The sequence below is a fragment of the Bacillus sp. FSL K6-0042 genome (assembly GCF_038006685.1).
Lineage (GTDB): Bacteria > Bacillota > Bacilli > Bacillales > Bacillaceae_G > Bacillus_A > Bacillus_A pseudomycoides.
The window spans coordinates 2,812,872-2,836,176 of the sequence record NZ_JBBOVS010000001.1; the positions used below are offsets into that span (position 1 = coordinate 2,812,872).

General features: G+C 34.1%; 20 protein-coding genes and 2 pseudogenes. 6 read left to right on the forward strand and 16 right to left on the reverse strand.

All coding sequences use genetic code 11. From position 1 onward, the window contains the following. Positions 1-240: 240 nt before the first annotated feature. From MHH45_RS14390 to argR, 10 genes are all read right to left on the reverse strand, one after another. Complete coding sequence (locus MHH45_RS14390) at positions 241-1,032, reverse strand: endonuclease/exonuclease/phosphatase family protein (RefSeq protein WP_016132518.1); 792 nt, start codon at positions 1,030-1,032, stop codon at positions 241-243. A 3-nt stretch (positions 1,033-1,035) separates the two neighbouring features. Beyond that, entirely contained in the window at positions 1,036-2,673 is a 1,638-nt protein-coding gene (locus MHH45_RS14395; protein WP_016112907.1) for a PTS transporter subunit IIBC, read from the reverse strand. Between the two features lie 188 nt (positions 2,674-2,861). After that, positions 2,862-4,526 (reverse strand): glycoside hydrolase family 13 protein, encoded by a 1,665-nt coding sequence (locus MHH45_RS14400; RefSeq protein WP_016112906.1) that lies wholly within the window; start codon positions 4,524-4,526, stop codon positions 2,862-2,864. A gap of 466 nt (positions 4,527-4,992) precedes the next feature. Continuing rightward, entirely contained in the window at positions 4,993-5,655 is a 663-nt protein-coding gene (locus MHH45_RS14405) for a hypothetical protein (RefSeq protein WP_016112905.1), read from the reverse strand. Between the two features lie 138 nt (positions 5,656-5,793). Next, entirely contained in the window at positions 5,794-6,483 is a 690-nt protein-coding gene (locus tag MHH45_RS14410) for a Crp/Fnr family transcriptional regulator (RefSeq protein WP_016112904.1), read from the reverse strand. Between the two features lie 198 nt (positions 6,484-6,681). Then, positions 6,682-7,644 carry a carbamate kinase gene (gene arcC, locus MHH45_RS14415; RefSeq protein WP_016132335.1) on the reverse strand — a complete coding sequence of 321 codons (963 nt, stop codon included), beginning with the start codon at positions 7,642-7,644 and terminating at the stop codon, positions 6,682-6,684. A gap of 37 nt (positions 7,645-7,681) precedes the next feature. Beyond that, positions 7,682-9,097, reverse strand: a complete 1,416-nt coding sequence (arcD, locus tag MHH45_RS14420) for an arginine-ornithine antiporter (protein WP_088093915.1) — start codon at positions 9,095-9,097, stop codon at positions 7,682-7,684. Positions 9,098-9,192: 95 nt separating this feature from the next. Further along, on the reverse strand, positions 9,193-10,191 hold the full coding sequence (gene argF / locus MHH45_RS14425) for an ornithine carbamoyltransferase (RefSeq protein ID WP_016112901.1): 999 nt from the start codon (positions 10,189-10,191) through the stop codon (positions 9,193-9,195). Positions 10,192-10,221: 30 nt separating this feature from the next. Next, positions 10,222-11,454 carry an arginine deiminase gene (arcA, locus tag MHH45_RS14430; RefSeq protein ID WP_016112900.1) on the reverse strand — a complete coding sequence of 411 codons (1,233 nt, stop codon included), beginning with the start codon at positions 11,452-11,454 and terminating at the stop codon, positions 10,222-10,224. A gap of 277 nt (positions 11,455-11,731) precedes the next feature. Then, positions 11,732-12,181 carry an arginine repressor gene (gene argR, locus MHH45_RS14435; protein WP_016112899.1) on the reverse strand — a complete coding sequence of 150 codons (450 nt, stop codon included), beginning with the start codon at positions 12,179-12,181 and terminating at the stop codon, positions 11,732-11,734. A gap of 396 nt (positions 12,182-12,577) precedes the next feature. Between argR and MHH45_RS14440 the strand changes: the two are divergent. The 5 genes and pseudogenes from MHH45_RS14440 to MHH45_RS14460 form a co-directional block, all read left to right on the forward strand. Then, positions 12,578-12,700, forward strand: a pseudogene (locus tag MHH45_RS14440) (hypothetical protein); the annotation flags it as partial. Further along, complete coding sequence (locus MHH45_RS14445; RefSeq protein WP_077295055.1) at positions 12,684-12,761, forward strand: BBE domain-containing protein; 78 nt, start codon at positions 12,684-12,686, stop codon at positions 12,759-12,761. The pseudogene MHH45_RS14440 and the gene MHH45_RS14445, both read left to right, overlap by 17 nt. A 193-nt stretch (positions 12,762-12,954) precedes the next feature. Further along, complete coding sequence (locus MHH45_RS14450) at positions 12,955-13,677, forward strand: amino acid ABC transporter ATP-binding protein (RefSeq protein WP_016112896.1); 723 nt, start codon at positions 12,955-12,957, stop codon at positions 13,675-13,677. 146 nt (positions 13,678-13,823) lie between these two features. Beyond that, positions 13,824-14,609, forward strand: coding sequence for an ABC transporter substrate-binding protein (locus tag MHH45_RS14455; protein WP_016132515.1), 786 nt, complete (start codon positions 13,824-13,826; stop codon positions 14,607-14,609). Between the two features lie 115 nt (positions 14,610-14,724). Beyond that, entirely contained in the window at positions 14,725-15,417 is a 693-nt protein-coding gene (locus tag MHH45_RS14460) for an amino acid ABC transporter permease (RefSeq protein WP_016112894.1), read from the forward strand. 164 nt (positions 15,418-15,581) lie between these two features. On the opposite strand, the gene MHH45_RS14465 is transcribed toward MHH45_RS14460, so the two are convergent. Beyond that, positions 15,582-16,667, reverse strand: a complete 1,086-nt coding sequence (locus tag MHH45_RS14465) for a fatty acid desaturase family protein (RefSeq protein ID WP_016112893.1) — start codon at positions 16,665-16,667, stop codon at positions 15,582-15,584. Positions 16,668-17,290: 623 nt separating this feature from the next. Between MHH45_RS14465 and MHH45_RS14470 the strand changes: the two genes are divergently transcribed. Continuing rightward, positions 17,291-18,817: an FAD-dependent oxidoreductase gene (locus MHH45_RS14470; RefSeq protein WP_088093914.1), complete on the forward strand. Its 1,527-nt coding sequence runs from the start codon at positions 17,291-17,293 to the stop codon at positions 18,815-18,817. A gap of 28 nt (positions 18,818-18,845) precedes the next feature. On the opposite strand, the gene MHH45_RS14475 is transcribed toward MHH45_RS14470, so the two are convergent. From MHH45_RS14475 to MHH45_RS14495, 5 genes and pseudogenes are all read right to left on the reverse strand, one after another. Beyond that, positions 18,846-19,628: a nucleotidyltransferase domain-containing protein gene (locus MHH45_RS14475; RefSeq protein ID WP_016112891.1), complete on the reverse strand. Its 783-nt coding sequence runs from the start codon at positions 19,626-19,628 to the stop codon at positions 18,846-18,848. A 173-nt stretch (positions 19,629-19,801) separates the two neighbouring features. Further along, a complete protein-coding gene (locus MHH45_RS14480) occupies positions 19,802-20,911 on the reverse strand; it encodes a PRK06851 family protein (protein WP_077295020.1) in 1,110 nt (369 codons plus the stop codon). Positions 20,912-21,017: 106 nt separating this feature from the next. Beyond that, positions 21,018-21,398 carry a hypothetical protein gene (locus MHH45_RS14485; RefSeq protein WP_003194716.1) on the reverse strand — a complete coding sequence of 127 codons (381 nt, stop codon included), beginning with the start codon at positions 21,396-21,398 and terminating at the stop codon, positions 21,018-21,020. A gap of 266 nt (positions 21,399-21,664) precedes the next feature. Continuing rightward, a pseudogene (locus tag MHH45_RS14490) lies at positions 21,665-22,245 on the reverse strand (ATP-binding protein); the annotation flags it as partial. A 284-nt stretch (positions 22,246-22,529) separates the two neighbouring features. Continuing rightward, positions 22,530-23,198, reverse strand: a complete 669-nt coding sequence (locus tag MHH45_RS14495) for a DUF2642 domain-containing protein (protein WP_077295016.1) — start codon at positions 23,196-23,198, stop codon at positions 22,530-22,532. Positions 23,199-23,305 lie beyond the last annotated feature (107 nt).

Here is a 23,305-nt window from a genome sequence, read left to right on the forward strand (position 1 = left end):
TCATTTTCCTCATCGTGGATTAAACGAAAGTGTACTATTTTCCCAAAATCTTTTACTTACTTCATTATATAACGAAGTCGATAAAGTATTCATACAAAATGACCAAATCGGTTTTACATTCAGTAATAACAAATATATAGGAAATGTCATAAAAAATACAAGTATTTTATCTTGGAAATACTTGTATTCACAAAAAAAATCCTCATAGCGCTTACATTGCTATGAGGATTTCTTCTATTATTATATATCCAATTGAACTTCTACTCCGAAATGATCTGAAATAATATTTCGATTTATACCATTGAAAATGACTTTTGAAGAAATAACTGTTTTTGGTTTGTTACTTAAAATAAGATCAATTCGTAAATTTTGCTTATTTTCATCCCAACCAGCAATTTTTCCTTGTACAGTTGTTCCTTCATCTTTTTCCAAAGCTAGCTCATATGTGTCATAAAGCCCTTTTTGCATGAGATAATCGTATCCTTCTCCTTGTAAACGGGCATTATTATTAAAATCGCCCATTAAAATTGAAAGTTCGTTTTCATTCATATGCTTTATTAAACAATCGACTTGTCGTTGAAACGATTCTTCTTCATCATTCCACCAACCAAGATGACAAGAATAAAAGGTTATATTTTTACTTTTATAAGAGATTGTTACGCTAACAATTTTACGCGCTTTCCAATAAGAGATATCCTTACTTTCTGATACAAAGAAAGAATCTTGTTTCACAATAGAATGTTTCGTTATGATAGCTGAACCTTCTTCATATATGTCATAACCAATATGCGAGTAATCCCAAACAATGTTGTAATTTCCTAAACCTAGCTTCTCAAGCTCTGCAAGTAATACAAGGCCAAAGTTATCCTTTTTCTTGTTATCGCATACATTTTGAGCTTTTATAGACTGACTAACTTCTTGCAAGGCAATAACATCGTAATCTTCCTCTTGAATCGTTTTAGCAAGATGTCTTATTTTTTCTATTTGATTCGCTTCTTGCCAAGAATGACAGTTTAAAGTGAGTAACTTCATTTATTATGCACCTAACATATCTTGAATGTCTGATTTCAACACATCAGCTTTCGGACCATATACCGCTTGAACACCTTTGTCTTTTACAATGAGACCTAAAGCACCGTTTTGCTTCCACTGTGCCTCTGGTGCAACAGCTTCTAAATTTTTCACTGTTACACGTAAACGTGTCATACAAGCATCTACATCCGCAATATTATCTTTTCCACCTAACAAATCAATAACCTTCATTGCTAAAGAACCATCTTTTACATTTGCTGTTCCTTCTGAAGATTCATCTTCATTATCAATATAGTTACCCGCACGTCCTGGCGTTGGTAAATTGAATTTTTTAATTAAGAAATTAAATACTGTAAAGTTTAAACCGAAGAATACCGCTGACACAACAACAAAGTTAATTAAGTCTCTTGTTAATCCTGCATTAATCATCATTGGTGTACGTGTAATTAACTCAATAAAACCAAAAGCATGGACACGTAAGTGAATAAGATCCGCCAACGCAAATGCAAGTCCTGTTATAATTGCATATACAATATATAATACTGGTGCAATGAACATGAACATAAATTCAATTGGTTCCGTTACACCTGTTAAAAATACTGCTAATGCTGCAGATAAGAACATTGGTTTATATTTTGCACGTTTATCTTTATCGACATTACGGAACATCGCAAATGCAATACCAATTAATGATGCAGTTGAACCAATAACTTGCCCAACTTTGAAACGAGCTGGCACAACATTATTTAATAAATCGTTATATGCTTTGGTATCCCCTTTTGCTAACAAGTTATTTAAATCAGTAATCCATGCAAGCCATAATGGATCTTGTCCCGCAACAACCTGACCAACTTTTGCTCCAGTTAACATCGTATATGTTCCACCAAGCTCCGTATAGTTCATCGGAATCGTTAACATATGATGTAATCCGAACGGTAATAGTAAACGCTCTAATGTTCCGTATACAAATGGTGCAACAATTGGTGCACTATCTTTTGATGCTGCGATCCAGCGACCAAACTCATTTAATCCGCTTTGGATAAATGGCCATAAAAGTGATAAAGCAATCGCAGTAACTGTAGACCATACAATTACAACAAATGGTACAAATCGTTTTCCGTTAAAGAACGCTAATGCTTGTGGTAATTTATTATAATTATAGTATTTGTTATATAAGGTAGCTCCTAAGAACCCTGTAATAATCCCTACGAAAACTCCCATGTTCAATGCTGGTGCACCAAGTACTGAAGTGAAATAATCTTTAACAATTAAATCACCTGCTAATAATGAGGAAACTTTCGCTTTTGAATCCGTTAACATTTCAGCGTTAACACCAAATATAGCTCCTGTAATTCGGTTCGTTAAGACGAATGCTAACAGCGCTGCGAATGCACCACCTGCCCGATCTTTCGCCCAAGATCCCCCAATCGCTACAGCAAATAAAATATGTAAGTTTGTAATAATTGCCCAACCGATGTCTTCCATTACTCTAGCAATGGTATGTACTGCATTTACATCCCCAGCAGACATACCAATTAGCTTACCGATGGAAATCATTAAGCCAGCAGCTGGCATAACAGCTACAACAACTAGCAATGCTTTCCCGAACTTCTGCCAAAAATCAAAAGACGTAATTTTCATCTGTTTTTTCCTCCTCTTTATTTATAAAATCCCTACTAATATAGATAATAATTTCTTTTTGCCTACGAAAACGATACCTTTTTAACGCAAACGTTTTCATAAATCTATTTTAATAAAAGCGTTTTCACATTGCAATATAAATTTATTATTTTTCATAAAAAAAGATGCTACGAGAGCATCTTTTTTTATCAATAAATACGATAAACCCTTGTTTCATAAGGCTTTAAAGTAATTGTAGTACATTTATTATGTTCCACTACTTCATAGTTATTTAAAAGCAAACGTTTGCGTTCTAAAGAGAATGTATCCTCATTATACACAGCATTTTCTTTAGATATATTACTAATCACAACAACTTTTTCATCATTCAACGTACGCGTATACGCATAAATCTGCGGATCATTCTCTAAAATCAAATCATATGTGCCATAATTAAATACATCATGCTCTTTTTTAAGTGCAATCATCTTTTTATAGAAATTAAAAATAGAACTAGCCTCTACTTGCTGCTTTTGAACATTAATTTCTTTATAATTTGGGTTCATTCCAAACCACGGTTTCCCTGTTGTAAAACCAGCGTTTTCTTCATCATTCCATTGCATTGGTGTACGTGAATTATCACGACAAGATGCCCAAATAATTTCCATCATCTCTTGATGTGATACGCCTTCTTCAATTTTCTCGCGATATAAATTCTTAATTGCTACGTCATCATAATCTTCAATATTTGGGAATTGAACATTTGTCATACCAATTTCTTGTCCTTGATAAATAAACGGTGTTCCGTGCATAAAGAAGTACATTGCTCCTAAAGCTGTTGCACTTTCACGCCAATACTGTTTATCATCTCCCCACGTAGAAACAATCCGTGGTTTATCATGATTTTCAATATACAACGCATTCCATCCCTTATTTTCTAAACCTTTTTGCCACTTCGTTAACACCTTTTTCAGTTCCACAACATCAAGTTCCTTTTTCTTTTCTGCATCCCATAAACTTAAATGCTCAAACTGAAATACCATATTAAATTTACCGTTTTCTTCTCCAACCCAAAGATCAGCATCTTCAACTTTGACACCATTGGCTTCCCCAACAGTCATAATATCGTATTTTGAAAATGTATTCTCCTTCAACTCTTCTAAAAGTGGCTGAATTCCATTTACATTCATATGTTTATCAAAAGAAGGCACATACTTTAACCCTTTCGGATTTGCCATGTCTTTTAGGCCTTCTTCTTTTTTGATATGACTGATTGCATCTACACGGAAACCATCAATTCCTTTATCTAGCCACCAGTTTACAGTATCATATAAAACTTCACGGACCTGTGCATTCTCCCAGTTTAAATCTGGTTGTTTACGTGAGAATATGTGTAAGAAATATTGATCTGTTACTTCATCATATTCCCAAGCAGAACCGCTAAAAATACTTTCCCAATTATTTGGTTCTTCTCCATCCTTACCATCGCGCCAAATATACCAATCACGTTTTGGATTATCTTTAGACGAACGCGATTCAATAAACCAAGGATGTTCATCACTCGTGTGATTAATAACTAAATCAATAATGAGCTTCATACCACGTTTATGCACTTCATCTAGTAATTCATCAAAATCAGCCATCGTACCAAACTCATCCATAATGTCTTGATAATCACTAATATCATAGCCATTATCATCATTCGGCGATTTATACATTGGACAAATCCAAATTACATCTATTCCTAAATCCTTTAAATAATCAAGCTTTGCAATAATACCTTGTAAATCCCCAATACCATCACCGTTGGAATCCATAAAGCTACGCGGATAAATTTGATAAGCGACAGCTTCTTTCCACCATGTTTTATTCATAATAATTCTCTCCTTTTGCATCTATTTGAAAATTTATGCAAACGTTTTCGTAACACTATCATAACAAAATATGGAGAGTTTGCAATGAGAATTTTCATCTTATTACTAAATATCTACTTTTCTTTAAGAAACAATACCTCATTTCATTAACCTTACATATTTTTTATGGTGTACATACTTGGTGGGAATTTCTCACTCCCCTTTATCATTAATAAAGTGAAACTTTAATCAGTGGGGATTCTTCATCCCCCACTGATTATTAGCCCTCACCAATCGGGCTTTTACGGACAGTTGGTTCCCTAAATTTTGATATGTGGGTCTTAATTACAAATAAAAAATCATCCAATTTATGCCCGATTATTCGCAACATTTTGGATGACTAAAGTTTATTTTTCTTTTTCATTTCTAATTCTTTCTCTTAATAACAAACCTCATTTTCATAAACTAATTATCTGTCTTATGATTTTCATTTTAATGACCGCAATTTAATATTTGGTGCTTTATTTTTCACTACGATGTCATCATAAACAACTGGAACTTGAAACTCAAATTGCTTTGTTTCATGTCGCTGTAAGTAAAAAGGTGTTGGTACCTGATAACTCTTTAATTTTTGATTTGCATCTTGATATAAAACAAGTTGTAATGCTTGTGAATGATTGCGATAATTTTTTAAAGTGACGACGCAATTTTGTTCAAAATTATCTCCCTTTTTCTCCATCGTACATTGGCTATCCTCTTTTTTGTATTCAATTGCCTCTAGTCCTTTTTTCCCTGTGTAATGCCATGTTTTATCAAGAGTTTGAAGTATTTCATTTAAAGTAAACGGCATTATGATAATCAAGACACTCATACACACTACTTTTATGTTATTTAGCTTTTTTAACCAATTAGAATCCTTCTTTTCTAACCACTTTATAAGAAATAGAAAAGAAATTGCTTGTAATGCAAAAGAACAAATCCAGATATTCGAAATCTTATACCCCATATAAATATATGTATCTACTGGAATCCCGTATGCGTGAAATAATTTTTCTCCAATTAATTCATTATCATTTGGCATTTTTATTAATAGTAATACTCCGACACTGTAAAAAATGGCTACTAATCGATCATATTCAATCCGAATCATTCTTTCTCCCTTCTCCTTTGTTTTTTATTATCGATTTTAGCTAAAATTATCGGAATATACAATCTTTTTATAGGGAATAACATAAAAAAGTTCCTTATAAATATATAAAGAACTTTATTAATATACAATATGAAGTTTTCACATCGAAATTTCCTCAAAGTACGTTGGATCATGTATGGTAATTTTTTTACCTAGAACCGTAACAATACTATCATTTTTTAATTGTTTTAATACACCGCTAACAGTCTCTCGAGATGTTCCAGATATCTTTGAAATTTCAATTGTTGTAAGTGGACATGCGATTACAATTTCCTTACCATCTTGTTCTCCTAAATCATTCATTAAATAATTTAATGTCTGGATAACACGATCTTGTGCATTTGGGATTGTAATATTTTGCACCCGATTTTCGTTAATTTTTAATATAGAGGATAACTGCTGAACAACGTACATTAGCTGTGTCCGACTTGCTTTTACCATATCTTCAAAAATCACTGTAGGAATATAGTAAGCATCCACATCTGTCATTGCTTCCGCTGTATAATTATATGCATTGTCTGTAAACATACCACCATAAGGAAAAATAGAAAGTCGCTTTACATAGTCTTCATATAATAAATTCCCGTTTTGATTTACTCGCTCTAACTTTACAAAACCATCTAGCACAAAATAAATTCTTTCTCTTGAATCACCTTCTAAAAATAAAAACTGACCTTTCTTATAAGTTCGCCAATAAACAAACTCTGATAGGCTTTTTAATTTTGTATCTGTTACATGAGAAAATAATTCAAACTGCTTCAAGTCTTTAACTACGTTCCGTCTGTCCATAAAATTCCTTCTCTCTTGCTATATATCGGAGTGAAACATCGAGAAAGCGTATTCATTTTTATTTTATCACACTTAACCTACACAGCTTTTGCTTATCATGAATACTTTATGAACATTTTTCCTAAAAATTAACAAACAAAAAGAATGAAGTTACTAACCTCATTCTTTTTGAAATTACTAGTAATAGAAGAGCTATGTTTATACACAAACCCATACTTCCTGCTTAGAAATAATAGTACCTGCTTTTTCTTCTAATGCTTCATATACCTTCTCTAAAGAAGTAATAATTGTTTTTCGTTTTGAATCTGCATTTGCAAAACTAATAGCAGCTTCAATTTTTGGAAGCATGCTCCCTGCTGCAAATTGATTCTCCTGTATATACCCTTCTAATTCATTAACTGTAACAGCCTCTAATCTCTTTTGATTAGGTTGATTAAAATTCACATAAACATAATCAACTGCAGTTAAAATAACAAGCGTATCAGCATTTACTAATTCCGCTAACTTTTGAGCTGCGAAATCCTTATCAATGACAGCTTCAGTACCTTTTAAACCTTCCTCAGAGTCAATAACCGGGATTCCACCGCCTCCAACAGCAATTACTATATTTCCATCTTCCACTAATGAATTGATTATTTTATGTTCATGAATACTCACAGGCTTTGGTGATGGCACAACGCGTCTCCATCCTCTTCCTGCATCCTCTTTAAATACAGCTTTTGTTTCTTCCATTAACTTTCTTGCTTCTTCTTCTGTATAGAAAGGACCAATTGGTTTTGTTGGATTTTGGAATGCCTCATCCTTTTCATCCACGACAACACGTGTTATAACCGTGGCTACTTCTTTTTTTATTTTACGCTTTTTCAAAGCCTTCTCAATTGCATTTTCCATCCAATATCCGATCATCCCTTGGCTCATCGCACCACAAGTATCTAACGGCATTGCCGGTGTTTTTTCCGTATCTGCTGCTTTTTGTTGCAATAAAATATTACCTACTTGCGGGCCATTTCCATGTGCAATAACAATATCAACGTTATTTTCCATAATTTTAACAAGTTGTTCTGCTGTTCTTTCTAATGCTTCTTGCTGCGCCTCGGCAGTGGCTTTTCCAGATTGTATAGCATTTCCCCCTAGTGCAACTACGATCTTTCTTCGTTTCATATTTCAACCCTCCAATTGATTTCATTTTCACAAAATTTTATAAAGTGATACTCCCTGTAATTAATCCGTAAATCGCAAAAAATGCTAAGGCACCAATAGCTACAGAAGATGCCAGTTCCACACGTGTAAATATTTGTTTTGGATTCGTTTGCTTTTGAACATTGTAAAAGATGAAAATACCTGGTGCATATAATGTCATTGTTAGTAATAAGTAGTCTAAACCAGCTGCATAAACTAACCAAATTCCATAGATACTTGCTACCAAACCAATGATTATATTTTTTGTTCGATCCTTGTCTTCAGATTGTAAACTGTGCTTAAATTGATAGAATGCTGAAAAAGCATACGGAATTAAAATTGCAGAGGAAGCGAGAGAAAATGCAAAATGATATGCTTGATCTGAAACAACAAATGTTAATAAGAAAACTTGAATTAAACTATTTGTTATCCATAATGAATTTACAGGAGCTTTGTTCTTATTTTCTTTCGCAAACCACTTTGGAAATACTCCGTCTTTAGCAGCTAAATATGGAATTTCAGATGCGAGTAAAGTCCATCCTAACCAAGCACCTAATACAGAAATGACTAAACCTAAGTTAATAAAAATAGCGCCCCATTTTCCAACAACGCTTTCAAATAAATACGCCATAGCTGGGCTTTTCAAATTAGCAACATCAGCTTGTTGCATAAGACCAAGAGATAATAATGTAAGCAGGATATAAATGATGAGTGTGCCGATTAATCCAATGACAGTTGCTTTCCCAATATCACTTCTATTTTTTGCACGACTTGATAGAACAACAGCTCCCTCTACACCAATAAATACCCAAAGAGTTACAAGCATTGTGCTCTTAACTTGACTACCTACCGCTCCCCAAGAAAAGGAACCAGCTTGTCCCCAAAATCCATCTAAGAAAATATCGATATGAAAAGCGAAAATTCCTACAACAATAAATACAAATACAGGTACTAACTTTGCAATTGTAGTTACTAAATTTACAAGTGCAGCTGATTGTACACCGCGTAAAATTAACATGTGAACACACCACAGTAATATGCTCGCTCCAATGATCGATGCTATATTTTGTCCACCTTCAAAAACTGGGAAGAAATAGCCTAATGAAGAAAATAGCAATGTACCGTAAGCTACATTCCCAAGCCAAGCAGATAGCCAATATCCCCACGCACTATTAAACCCCATAAAATTACCAAATCCTGCTTTTGCATAACTAAAAATACCACCATCTAAATCTGGTCTTTTTACAGTTAAATTTTGAAATGATAATCCAAGAGCAATCATTCCAATTCCCGTTATAACCCAACCGATAATAATAGCCCCGGCACCAGCACCTTTTGACATGTCACTTGCTAAATTAAATGCGCCACCACCGATCATAGAGCCAACTACAAGGGCTGTTAAAGTAAGTAATCCTAATTTCTTTTCTTCACCCATTACACTCACCTCTCTTTAATTGCAATAAGAATAAAACAACAATAGTGAATGATAGTGTCTAAAGGAGGAGAAAGAAGGAGGATTAACCCCCTTCTTTATTCCATATTTCCTAAAGTAGCTGCCATAACTGCTTTAATTGTATGCATTCTATTTTCTGCTTGATCAAATACTTTTGAATGCTTACTACGGAAGACTTCGTCACTTACTTCCATTTCTTTTATTCCATATTTTTCATAAATCTCTTCCCCGTACAATGTTTCCACATCATGGAATGCAGGTAAACAATGTAAGAACATAACATTATCATTTCCAGTTCCTTTAATCATTTGCATATTTACTTGATATGGTTTCAGTAGTTCAATACGTTCAGCAAATTTATCTTCTTCTCCCATGGATACCCATACATCCGTATAAATTACATCTGCACCTGCAACAGCTTCTTCCACACTACTTGTTACCATTACCCGGTCATTGTATTTTTTCGCTAAATCAATCACTTCTTGTGCTGGCCATAATGATTCTGGTGTACAAATACGGACTTCCATTCCAACAATTGCACCGCCGACTAATAAGCTATTTGCTACATTGTTCCGCCCGTCTCCAACATAAACGAGCTTAACGTCTTTTAAACGTCCCACATGCTCTCTTATTGTTAATAAATCTGCAAGTGTTTGTGTTGGATGCCACATATCTGTTAAACCATTCCATACTGGCACACCTGAATTTTCTGCTAAAGATTCTACTGTTGCATGAGCGAAGCCACGGAACTCAATTCCATCGAACATACGCCCTAGAACTTTTGCTGTATCTTCAACAGATTCTTTTTTTCCAAGCTGAATATCACCTTTACCTAAATATTCAGGGTTTGCACCTAAATCTGTACAAGCTACTGTAAATGCACACCGTGTACGAGTTGAAGTTTTTTCGAATAAGAGTGCTACATTTTTACCTTCTAAATAATGATGCGGGATACCATTTTTCTTTTTCTCTTTTAATTCTGCTGCTAAATCTAGAAAGTATAATAATTCTTCTTCCGTAAAATCTTTTTCAGCAAGAAAACTTCTTCCTTTTAAGTTTGGTTTAGTCATTAACATGATTCATCCCTACTTTCTCCGTTATTTATACTAAATATCTTTTCGAACAATCGGCATACTCATGCAACGTGGACCCCCACGACCGCGAGATAATTCCGAACTGAGTACTTCAATAACTTCTATACCATGCTCACGTAATAAAGCATTGGAGACATAGTTGCGATCATATGTAACAACTACTCCTGGCGCAATTGCCAATGTATTAGATCCATCGTTCCATTGTTCACGAGCAGAAGCGATTACATCTCCTCCTCCGCAAGGGATAAGTACTAATTCACTTAATCCTAATACTTCTTTTAAAGCTTCAGTTAAAGATGTACGATGGGTAATTTTAAGAGTTTCTTCATCCTTTCCTTTTTCTAATATATATATATTCATATTTCCTTTTGGTCCTTGAATAGCCGGGTGAATTGTAAATTTATCGTAATCGACCATTGTAAATACTGTATCTAAATGCATAAACGCTCGACATTTTGGAATTTCTATCGCCACTACTTTCTTAATTTTATTTTGACGACTAAATAAATTTTTAGCTAAACGCTCAATCGCTTTAGCTGAAGTACGAGCAGATACGCCAATTGCAATTGTTTCCTCATTTAAAATCAGTTCGTCGCCACCTTCAATCGGAAATTTATAATCACGATCTAACCAAACTGGCACATCATGACTTGCAAATCGTGGATGATGTTTAATGATATATTCCATAAACAATGATTCACGTCTCCGTGCCGGTTCTCTCATTTTGTTAATTGTTAAACCGTCACCTATACTAGCTGCTGGATCACGAGTAAAATATAAATTTGGCATTGGATCTAAATAAAATGGATAATGATCTTCCATTAATTCATACAGATGCGTTTTTTTACTCGTTTCAATTTCGTTTTTCCGCACGCCACCCATAATTTTTTGAATCAATTCTTCATTTGAAAAGGAAAGTAAATATTCTTTTAAAGTTTGATGTGCAACATTTACGTCAGTCTGTCCTTCTTTTAAAATACGATCAACAAATTCTTCACGAAGTTTTTTATCAACTAACGCCTCAGCTGCTAGTTTTTCTAAATAAAGAACTTCAACACCCCGATTGCGTAATGTTTGTGCAAAATAATCATGTTCTTTTTGAATAATTGGTAAATATGGGATATCGTCAAATAATAATTGTTGCAAATAATCTGGCGTTAAATTTTCCACTTCTTTACCAGGACGTTTTAATAAAACCGTTTGTAATTCCCCAATTTCTGAAGTAACATGTATCGGATGTTTCATTTGTTGTACCTCCTTTTAAATTTGTTTGATGTCTACAAGTACATAATAAACGGTACGTGCTTCCTCCTTTGTGAAAACGCTAACATTATTAAGTGGAATATTTCACAAGTTATTTTTTAAAATAATATATATTTGTATTTTTATAAGTTTTTTTATCCCATATTTCACAAAACAGCTATATATTACGTATATATAATGAATAACCCTTTATTAATTCATATTAAAATTTCAAAAAAAAAATCCTATTTCTAATAAAAATTAGAAATAGGATCTTCACTTACATAATCAATTTCAATCTTTCTTCTAGAACCTTCCTATCCGATTGTGATCGAGAAATCACAAGGCACGTATCATTTCCACATATACATCCTACTTTTTCTTTCCAATCTAAAGAATCCAATAATACACCAATAACATGGGCATTTCCCGGTAATGTTTTAATGATTGTTAATTGCTCTACACAATCAATTTTCACAACAACTTCTTTTAGTTTTTTCTTTAATTTCATATCCGTTTGTAAACTGTCTTCTGAAAAAACCTTATATATTGTTAATCCACTTGCAGAGGCTACCTTTATTAAATTTAATTCACGAATATCTCGTGAAATCGTTGCTTGTGTAACTACTACACCATGTTCTTCTAACAATTCTACTAATTTCTCTTGTGTATCTATTTCACACTCTCTTATCAATTGTTTAATTAGCCGTTGTCTTTTCTCCTTTTTCATAAAAGACATCCTTTCGAATATTATAACTTTATTATATCTTGCTATAATTTCCATTCGAAAGAGATAAAGGTAAATGTTGCGGAAACGTTCATAGTTTTTAATTATCCCTCTTATATGATTTCATCCTGGACTATGTCCTGCACGTGCTTGAGAAAGGGGACTTCTGTTGGAGTACTGCTAAAAATTTCTATAGTATCTAGTATGGCAACACTAAATACATACTGCCGAATACACATCCATACGTTTCCATTTTTACTTAAATCCTCTAAAAAATATACTAACATTTTAATCACCCTATTCATTCTTCATATACATACAATTTATGATTCAAACACTCTCAAACAAGCTTTCTCATACAATAATAAGAACCAATCTCATATGGAAAGGAACAATATAATGAAAAAAACAAAATTAACAGGGCGCATTGTAACTCCAGAAGATCCTGAATATAATGTAGCTCGCATAAACTTAAATTTAAGTCTTCCAAAGCTCCCCTGCATAATTGTCTTCTGTCAAAACAGTATATGACCCTTGTAATGTTTTTCGATTCCCACAAAGCATCCCTCCCTTCCATAAATAAAATATAAATTTCTCTCACTTTTTTATTTTTTTCAAAGCCTCTTTTTATCACCTTACTAACCGTAATCATCTTCCTAATTTCACGTCCCCTAGACAATGTTTTTCGCAAAAAATAAAGGGTTTTGGCACTTTATGACTAATAACAAAAATAAGGGGAAACATTTGTAAAATACAAGTTTGACTGGGGGATTGGTATGATTCAAGTTCAAAATCTAGTAAAGTCATTTGGTTCATTAGACGTTTTAAAAGGGATCAATTTAGAAGTAAAAGAAAAAGAAGTTGTTGTTTTAATTGGCGCGAGCGGTTCAGGAAAAAGCACTTTACTTCGTTGTCTCAACTTTTTAGAAATGTACGATGAAGGAGAAATTCACTTACAAGGGAAACGAATTAATCCTAAAAGTACAAACTTAAACAAAGTCCGCGAAAATGTTGGAATGGTATTTCAACATTTTAACCTCTTTCCACATATGACCTCATTAGAAAACATCATAGAAGCACCTATTCATGTAAAAAAAATGGACAAAACAAAAGCGAAAGAAATTGGAACCGACCTATTACAAAAGGTTGGATTACAAGACAAAGCAAACGTGACACCTCACCTTTTATCTGGTGGACAAAAACAACGTGTTGCGATCGCACGCGCACTTGCAATGAATCCTAAAATCATGCTATTTGATGAACCTACATCTGCTCTTGATCCTGAACTTGTTGGAGAAGTACTCCAAGTTATGAAAGAGCTTGCTGGTGAAGGAATGACAATGGTAATCGTCACCCATGAAATGAACTTTGCACGAGATGTAGCAGATCGCGTCATTTTTATGGATGATGGACAAATTGTAGAGGATGCACCACCAGAACAATTTTTTTCAGCACCGTCAAATGAGAGAGCAAAACAGTTTTTACGAAACATTTTATAGAGAGGGATTTTACTCTTCATGCATGTTTAAACACTTAAAACTCATACGGGTAGCATAACCGCCTCATCTATAGAAACTTTCTATAGCATATAAAAAAACGTGGCTATACTGCCCATATGTGTAGGATAAATCATAGGAGGGGTTTTATGAGAAAGAAAATACTTACTGTTTTTGCAGCAATTACACTATGTATATCCTTCGTCCTTGGAGCCTGTAGTAAGGAAACTTCAACAAATGAAGGGAAAGAGTTTCGCTACGCAATGAGCGGCTTATATAAACCTTTTAATTTCAAAGAAAATGACGGAAAACTAGTTGGTTTTGATGTCGAAATTGGTGAGGCACTCGCAAAAAAAATGGGAATGAAGCCTGTTCCAGTTACAAATCCTTGGGAAACATTGATTCAAGGTCTAAAAGCAAAAAAATATGACGTCATATTAGGAAGTATGGCAATTACAGAAGACCGCCTAAAAGCCGTTAATTTTACGAATCCATACTATCGCTCTGGTGCACAAATTTTCGTAGCTAAAAAGAACAATTCCATTTCTTCAGTAGAAGACTTAAAAGGAAAAAAAATCGGTGTTGTAAAAGCTAGTACATTTAAAACACTTGTGGAAAAACATACAGATCAAATCACAGAATACGACAGTGACATTACAGCTCTTATGGATTTAGAACCAGGCCGAGTAGATGCTGTTATTACGGATCAAATGGTTGGTCTTCGCATGATAAAAGAAGGGAAATCAAATATAAAAGAAGCTGGCAAACCATTAAATCTTGAGGAAATGGGAATTGCAATTCGCAAAGATGATAAAGAAATGGTGAAGAAAGTAAACAAAGCATTGGAGGAAATTATTAAAGATGGCACATATGAAAAAATCAGTAAAAAATGGTTTGGAAAAAATATTCTTGGAGAAGAGGAAAAGACAAAATAAAATGATTTACCCTTCTAAAAAACAAATCATTTTTAATCCATAAGCGATGCCCCACCTCAGCCGTGGGGTATTTGCATCTATTTCCTAAAATAAATTCTATATTGAGGTGAAATTAATGTTTGAAATTTTCATATCTACGTACCCTACACTTCTAAAGGCTGTTGGCATAACATTACAATTAACATTAACTTCCTTACTACTCGGTTCATTAATCGGACTACTATTTGCCTTCTTTCGTATTTCTAATAATAAAGTATTAAATAGTATTGCACATGTTTACATTGCTATTATCCGTGGTACACCTTTAATCGTACAAATTGCCATTCTTTACTTCGGGATTACATCTATCATTGTCTTCACACCTTTTTGGGCGGGGGCAATCGCTTTAGCTATTCATAACGGAGCATATATTACAGAAATTTTCCGCGGATCTATTCAATCCGTCGATCGTGGACAATTAGAGGCTGCCCGTTCCCTTGGGATGTCTTATCCACTGGCTATGCGACGCATTATCTTACCACAAGCATTTCGTCTCTCTATTCCGCCCCTAGGAAACCAATTTATTATCGGGTTAAAGGATTCTTCACTTGTTGCCTATGTAGGTATGCCAGAATTATGGGGCTCTGGTCTTTCTATAGCGGCTGGGAATTTCCAACAATTAGAAACATATATTGTTGTTGGTATATATTATCTTGCACTCGTCCTTTTATTTACCTATCTCGTAAACCTCTTAGAAAAAAGACTTCAGCGTAAACAGAGTAATTCTTTACAAGTAAATAAAGAGAAAGAAAAAGCAGTCTCTTTATAGGAAGAATTGTAGCAACCCTTTCATCTATTAGATTGAAAAAGGGATCAATGAAAAGTTACTATTACATGCAAAAAAACAATCAAAATACAAACTAAAAAAAGCAAGCTACTTTTTAGGTAGCTTGCTTTTTTTAGTTAAAGGGTTCTAAATAATCTATTCCAGAATCATGGATTCACTTTTTTGATAGTTTCCTGCTCTTTTATATGCTCCTCACGATATGCAATATTATTAGGGTCTAACCCATTCCCTAAAGAACCATAGAAATGTTCCCTATGAGGATCAACTAATTCACTGCCTTGATAATATACGCGAGGTGTGTTCCAAAGTGCTGCCATTGCTTTCGTCATCGGCATTTCATGATAACGCTCCGGCCACATTTCTTTAATTTTTTCTTTTACTAATGGGTAATACTTAGAACTCATAGCAGGGAACAAATGATGTTCCGTATGATATGAGAAGTTAAAATGCAAAACATCAACCCAGCGCGGCACTGTTACAGATAAACAGTTAGCTAATGGATCATTTACAGGAACAATTGGATTTAAGCGGTGATTGGTTGCAATATAGCCCATTACAATAAAGTTTGCAATTAATAATGGAATCACATAAGCAAACAACCACTTCGTAGGCCCCATAATAAATAGCAAACTAATCCAAACCGTCCATGGCAAAAGAAGTTGAAGCCATACAGACTTCTGATTCGATGACTTAAATTCTTTTATAAAATGAAAGAACATACGAGTTGAATGTATTGTAAATTGAATTGTTAGTGACAGAAAACTGAAGAAAGAACGTACATGCAAGGGCATACGATACACCCATCTTAAAAATTTACTCTTCTTCATCTTTTCAAGTGTTGGCCACGCATCAGGGTCATGTTCTTCATGCTGTGTATGAACATGGTGCGTCGCATTGTGCCATTTTCTCCACAATTTCGGTCCTGTAGATAATGGCATAAATGCAATTGCCCCTAAAAAATCACGAAGCCATGCTTTCCTTACAACTGTTCCGTGCAAAATTTCATGTCCTAAAAACCCAAGTGAAGCAAAACATAATCCTAGAACAATTGCAATTCCAAGATTTGCCCACACATTCAAATCGAATAAACCAATCGCTATTAACCCAGCTACCGCCACAAGTAAATAAGCCAGTCCACCAAACAAACGAGTTGGAACTGGTTTAAATGCTTTTTTTGGCAAATGCGGCGATACACGTGCTGCATACCATCCAAACGTATGAAGCTCCTTCATCCTTTTGCCCCTTTCTTATGCCGCGCTTACGCAACTTGCATAAATCAATTCTTGTTTCCAGATTGATAATACTAGTTAATTACAAAAAGCATTTATAATAAGTAAATCATACTCACTCTATCGTCACTCATTTTCGCTTTTATTATCAATGAAAAACATTTCTCTTTTTACTCTTTATCAACCTTTCCACATGATGAATCATATCAATAGACTTTCTACATTGTCAATAGCTTTTATGACCTAGTAATAAAATGTGGTTATATTTTCATAATAATATTTTATTTCACCAAAGGAAAAGCATAGGTTTTATAAGCTTTTATCCATTATATATATATAAATACTTTCACATATAAGAAAGTCTGCTTCACTCAAGAACAGCTTATATATGAACATCAATAATTCTTTATAGAATCGACTGTCATTTAAAATAACCTTATAAAGGAATACTCATTTTTATTATATTAGAATAATATTTATGTTTTGTAAATATTTAAAACTTATTCTTAATTTCTTCTGTTCACTGTACATTATCTCCTTCTCCTAGATTGAAAATAATCTACATGAATTTTATATAAATTGGAAAAAATAAGTAGTAAATTATTTTAAAACAGGAGGGACATACGATGACAAACAATTCATTTCCCCAATTTCCAGAACCGTACTGGCGTGACTCTACTTCATTCCCTATTTTCCCCAAGCTATCAGAAAATATAAAAGCAGAAGTTGCAATTATCGGTGCTGGAATTACAGGCATCACAACTGCTTATTTACTTGCAAAAGAGGGCATGAAAGTTGTTTTAATCGATTCCGGAAATATTTTAAATGGAACGACAGGCCATACGACCGCAAAAATTACTGCGCAACACGACCTTATTTATGATGAGCTCATTGATCATTTTGGAGCTGATCAAGCACGCCTATACTATGAGGCAAACGAAAAAGCATTGCGATTTATAAAAGAAACAGTCCGAACAAATAACATTGATTGTGACTTTACTGAAGAAGACGCCTACTTATATACAACTTGCAATGACGGATTACGGAAATTAACAAAAGAATATGAAGCTTATAAAAAGCTAAATATTCCTTGTGACTATGTAGATTCCATTCCACTTCCTATCTCAGTTCAGGGAGCACTTGTTATGAAAAAACAAGCACAGTTCCACCCTCTTCATTATTTAAAAAATCTTATTGAACAGTTCATTGAAGCAGGTGGAACAATCTATGAGCAAACCACTGCAATCGATATCGAGAAAGGATTCTATCCGCAAGTCATTACAAAAGATGGCCATCGTATTACATGTGGATATGTCGTCTCCTGTTCTCATTTTCCTTTCTATGATGCAAATAGCTTTTTCTTCACAAGAATGTATGCAGAACGTTCCTACGTTCTAGCTATAAAAGCAAAAAAAGATTATCCCGGAGGCATGTATTTAAGCATAGACACTCCTACACGCTCCTTACGTTACACAACAGTAAATGGAGAAAAAATTATTCTTGTTGGGGGTGAAAGTCATAAAACAGGACAAGGAATCAATACAATGCTTCATTATGAAGCATTGTACTCTTTCGCAGAAGAAACATTTGGAATAGATGCAATCCCTTACAGATGGTCAACACAAGACTTAATTACCCTAGATAAACTACCTTACATCGGCCATATTAATGAAAATAATCCAAATATATTCGTTGCAACAGGTTATCGAAAATGGGGGATGACAACAGGAACTGCTGCAGCCCAGCTACTAAAGGACTCTATTACAAAAATAGATAACCCGTATAAAGAACTCTTTGCCCCATCACGATTCCATGCAGATCCAGATATAAAAACATTTGTTTCTCAAAACCTTGATGTAGCAAAACATCTGATTGAAGGCAAGTTAGAATTTGCTCTGCGTAAACCAGAAGATCTTGAAAATGGTGAAGGGGCCGTTGTAAGAGTACATGGAAAACGTGCAGGCGCTTATAAAGACAACGAAGGAAAATTGCATATTGTTGATACGACCTGTACACACCTTGGCTGTGAAGTAGAATGGAATAGCGGTGATTGTACGTGGGATTGTCCTTGTCATGGATCACGCTTTTCAATTGAAGGGGATGTAATTGAGGGGCCGGCGGATGAACCTTTGAAACGGGTTGATGGAGAATAAAATCTGCTAACAGAAACAGAGCACCAAATTATCGGTGCTCTGTTTCCATTACTTCAAATAACATATCGCGAAATAAACCATTCAACTTCTCAACTTCAATGCCCTTCCCTTTTTCAATTCTTTTCACATATTCTTGATAATAGGCAATCTGCTCTTCCAAAAATTCATTTAATAATGTAATGTTCAGACCAATATCCAGCTCAATACCATCTTTTTTCTTTATTAGTAAATCATTAATCTCAGCTAAAATATTTTGTTTTAACACTAGTTCAGTAATTAACTTCTCAAACTCTACAGGCGGCAATGTCCCTTTCTCTTCTAACCATTTGCAAGCTAAAATAGGACGCAATACATAGAAGTACTTTTTCAACTTCACGCTCTCTCCTTGTAGAAATTCACGATAGTTTTTTGAAGCCATATGTAAGTAGTGATAAATCGTTGCTTTAGGATCAAAATCATTTCCGCTCATTTTCTGTAGACGCTCTGGAAGATCAGAGTTCTTAGAATAAAAGATTGGCGAACGAATCCATTCTAATAATGCAGGATTTGATTTTGCAAATAGCTGCAGAGCTTTTCTAATATCCCAACCACTTATGTCTAAAGCATCACTAATTGGATATTCAATAACATCACATTTTTCACTTATAGATAAATACCAATCTACTGGATGAATGTATACAAATCTAACATCATAATCACTATCTTTCGACGGGAATCCCCATGCACGACTTCCAGATTCCACCGCAAATAAAACCTTCACATTATTCGCTTTCTCAATTCTCCTTAATTCCAATTGAATTTTGTCTCTCATATGTATCATCCTCATTTTCTGATCATTTACCTGGAAATTCGACAAATATAATCTACTTATTATTGGCGTGTTATTCTACTTTCAACATCAATATCTCAGTAACTCTATAGTATGTAACATAACTAAATTTAAAAGGAAGCTGCTAGGCCTTCCCTGGCAGCTCTATAAACATTTCATTTTTGTTGCTCGCTAACAAGCTTTGCAATTCGCTCAAACTCACCCTGAATTTCATTTTTATACATATCTACTTTTGTAAAATCCATCGCAGCAATATAAATCCGTTCTAATTTATCTCGAACTGCTTTTGCCTTCGCTAAGAACGACATTGCTTCACTCATTTTTGTTTTATATTGAATGGAAACATCCCGAATTTCTGTTGCATATTTTTCATCCGTTCCTGGCGTAACAATGAGATCATACATATCAATAATCTCATCACCTTCTCGCTCTGGAAAATATTCATGTGGCGCGGTGCTGTCAAAGATCGCAAAACCTAATTCTCTTACAATAATCATATCTAGGCTATTTGGATCAAAGCCGCAATGATATACTTCAACTTCAAATCCTTTCTCTTCCGCTGCCCCTGCTAATTTTTTTAACATCGTTGATTTTCCTGAACCCGGGCGTCCTTTTATAAAATAACGATGCGGGATATCTTCTGTTAAATTTGGAACGAAATCAACCGCCCCTTTTGGTGTTGCTGCCCCTAAGAAACGGTGCTTTACCACCGCTTGTTTTCCTTTGTTATCTGCAAATAGCTTTTGTATAAGCTGCTTTGTTAATTCATTCGCTTTTTGAAAATCAATATTATCAATATAAATTCTCTCCCAATCATCATGTATAGCTAACGCCTCTTTAAAACAAGCATACGCTGATTGAAATGCACCACTTGCTTCAGAAATATAATGTATAATTTCACCTTTATGTTTTCGTAATTTCTCTGAATCCCATGCAACTCCTAAGTTCACGTATTCCTCTACAACTCCAGGTGTTTTTGGCTCAATGACATGTGGTGCTGTTCCATCTACAATTCCTACTTTTAATTTTGGAATAATAACACCATCGATGGATTTATTATCAGAAGAACAATGCAACAGTTCAATATCATATCCTTTTCCAACCCACTCACGCCCAATTGCTTTCATCAATGAGGATTTCCCTGTCCCTGGACCACCTTTCAAAATGAAAAGTCTTTCCAATCCCCTTACATTTTCCTCATATAAACTATAAAAACCTCTCGCGGTATTTCCTCCAGCATAATAATTTAAAATTTTCCCTGTCACTGCCCTCACTCCTTTATAGCAGTCTACTTACATAAGTTACAATATGCTTGAGGCTTTAATTGGGTGAATACCTAATTTCATTCTTGTAACAAAAAAGCAGAGATCATCATTGACCTCTGCTTCGATATTTTCGATTTAAATTAAGAAAAAACTGTTCAATCCGAGGACGAACCCATGCAAAATAATCTTTATCTTTCTTTTTCTTACAAATAATTTCTTTTCCATCAACCATTCCGACAAGCTCTAGTTCTAACAATTGCCTCGTAAATTCTAGAATATTCACTTCTTCTTTTGGATACTCTTCCTTTAGCTTTTCTTCAATTTCTCCCAATAAAAATCCGTCACGCATCATTGCAAGTGCATCAATCCAAAGTGGCGGCATTTCATATTTTTCTCCTGTAATTGTATCCTTTACAATATAATTCTTTTGATCTTTTCGAAATTGAATCGTGTGTAAACATACGGTCGAATTTAATGTTAGTTCCATCGTACCACCTCTGTCATAATATCAGCATAGAAAAAAGGATGCATGTGCACCCCTCTTTTTTAATTCACATAAAACCCAATTCAATATAAACATTCATACAAGTAAAAACTACAAACCGGTACATGAGTAATAAAACTACATGTCGATATTTTCCTCCATTATAAACTAAGTTTTTTATAAAAAAAAGCATTCTTGAAGCTTTTTATAAAATGTTTATATTTACATAACAAGAGCACTTTTCTGAAAAGTACTCTTGTCTTTAAATTCTATATAGTTGGCAATGTTACTTCTACTTTTGTCCCTGTGCCAATGTTACTTTTGAATTGAATCATCCCTTGATGCTCTTCAATAATTTTATGTGTAATGATTAAACCAAGACCTGTTCCATTCTCCTTTGTCGTGTAAACAACTTTTCCAAGTCTCTCTATTCTTTCGCTATCCATACCGCATCCCTGATCTTGAATACAAATAAACAATTTTTTTCTATTGTTTTATAGACAGTAATTTTCAAACTCCCACCATGCATCATCGATTCAATCCCATTTTTTACAAGGTTTAATAAGACTTGCTTTAATTGTTTTTCATCACCCTTTATATCAGGTAAAGCCTCATCTACTTGCATATGAATTTTCACAGCGTACTGCATTGCATAACTTTCCATCAAATGAACAACATATAACAGAACTTTTCGCATATCACATAATTGATACATTGTTGGTTTCGGTTTTCCAAGTAACATTAACTCACTAACAAATCCATCGATTCTCTCAATTTCCTGCAGCATAATATCATAACTAGCATTATCAGCTAGATTGCGCTCTTTTTGAATTTGAGTAAAGCCCTTTAAAGTCATTCCTATCTAACTTTTACGTCATGTGAAATTTCTAGTAATATTATCCTATATTAAATAGCTATACTATTTTTATTCTAACTCCCTTTCATACCACAACACTAAAAAAGAGAGTGAACAAACTCCCCCTGTTAACAATTACATAAAATGAAACCTTAATTAGTGGCGGCCTCATTCCACACTGATAGTTAGCCCTCACCAATCGGGCTTTTAGGGGATAAAAATAGGCTCGACCTTTTCTTTTACACCCATAAAAGAAAAAGCAAGCCTTCTTAACAAACTTACGGAAAATGAACCGATTTTACATGTTGAATATTTAAATATACTTTTTCATCACGCGCCTTGATCAATTCAATATGACCATCTTCAATTTTCGTCATCTTCCCAATTTTATTTGAATGTTCGCCTAAATCAAACACCATAATTTTTCCTGCCATTTTGATTAGTTGTTCTTCAAATGTTCTAGCTAGTGTAATATTTAATGGATTAACAGGAAGCTCATTTTTATTGAGGGAATACGGAATTTGATTTTCTTGGTAGGGGATTAACCATTTTAGATGTTTTAAAGAAATATATACTGTTTTGTACACAGGGCTATAGAATACTAAATAATCATTCATAACACTTGCAACATAACCATGAATAGGATAACCACCAGCTACATAAATCTCCGTAAAAATCCCTTTAGATGTGCTCAGTACTTTTCGAAGGGAAATTGACGGTGACTCTCTTTTAATAGCAGAATCTGTTTCTGGCTTTTGTATTTCGGTCACAAGACTCGCCATAAATTTATAATGTTGAATATGATATAAGGAAATATAGATGTAGTCTTTCCCATCATAAATAACAACAATATCATTGCCTACATCAATTAATAATCCTTTAAACCTTTTCTCGCCAATTAATTTAACATAGATATATTCTCCAATATTTTTGCTTAGTTCGTTCATCTGTATCCTCCTTTCTCCAAAGCGTAACTTCCTCTTTATCTCTCATTCACATGTAGCTAAAAAAGAATAATAGGGGGCTAAAACATGTATGCAAAGTGATACAATGC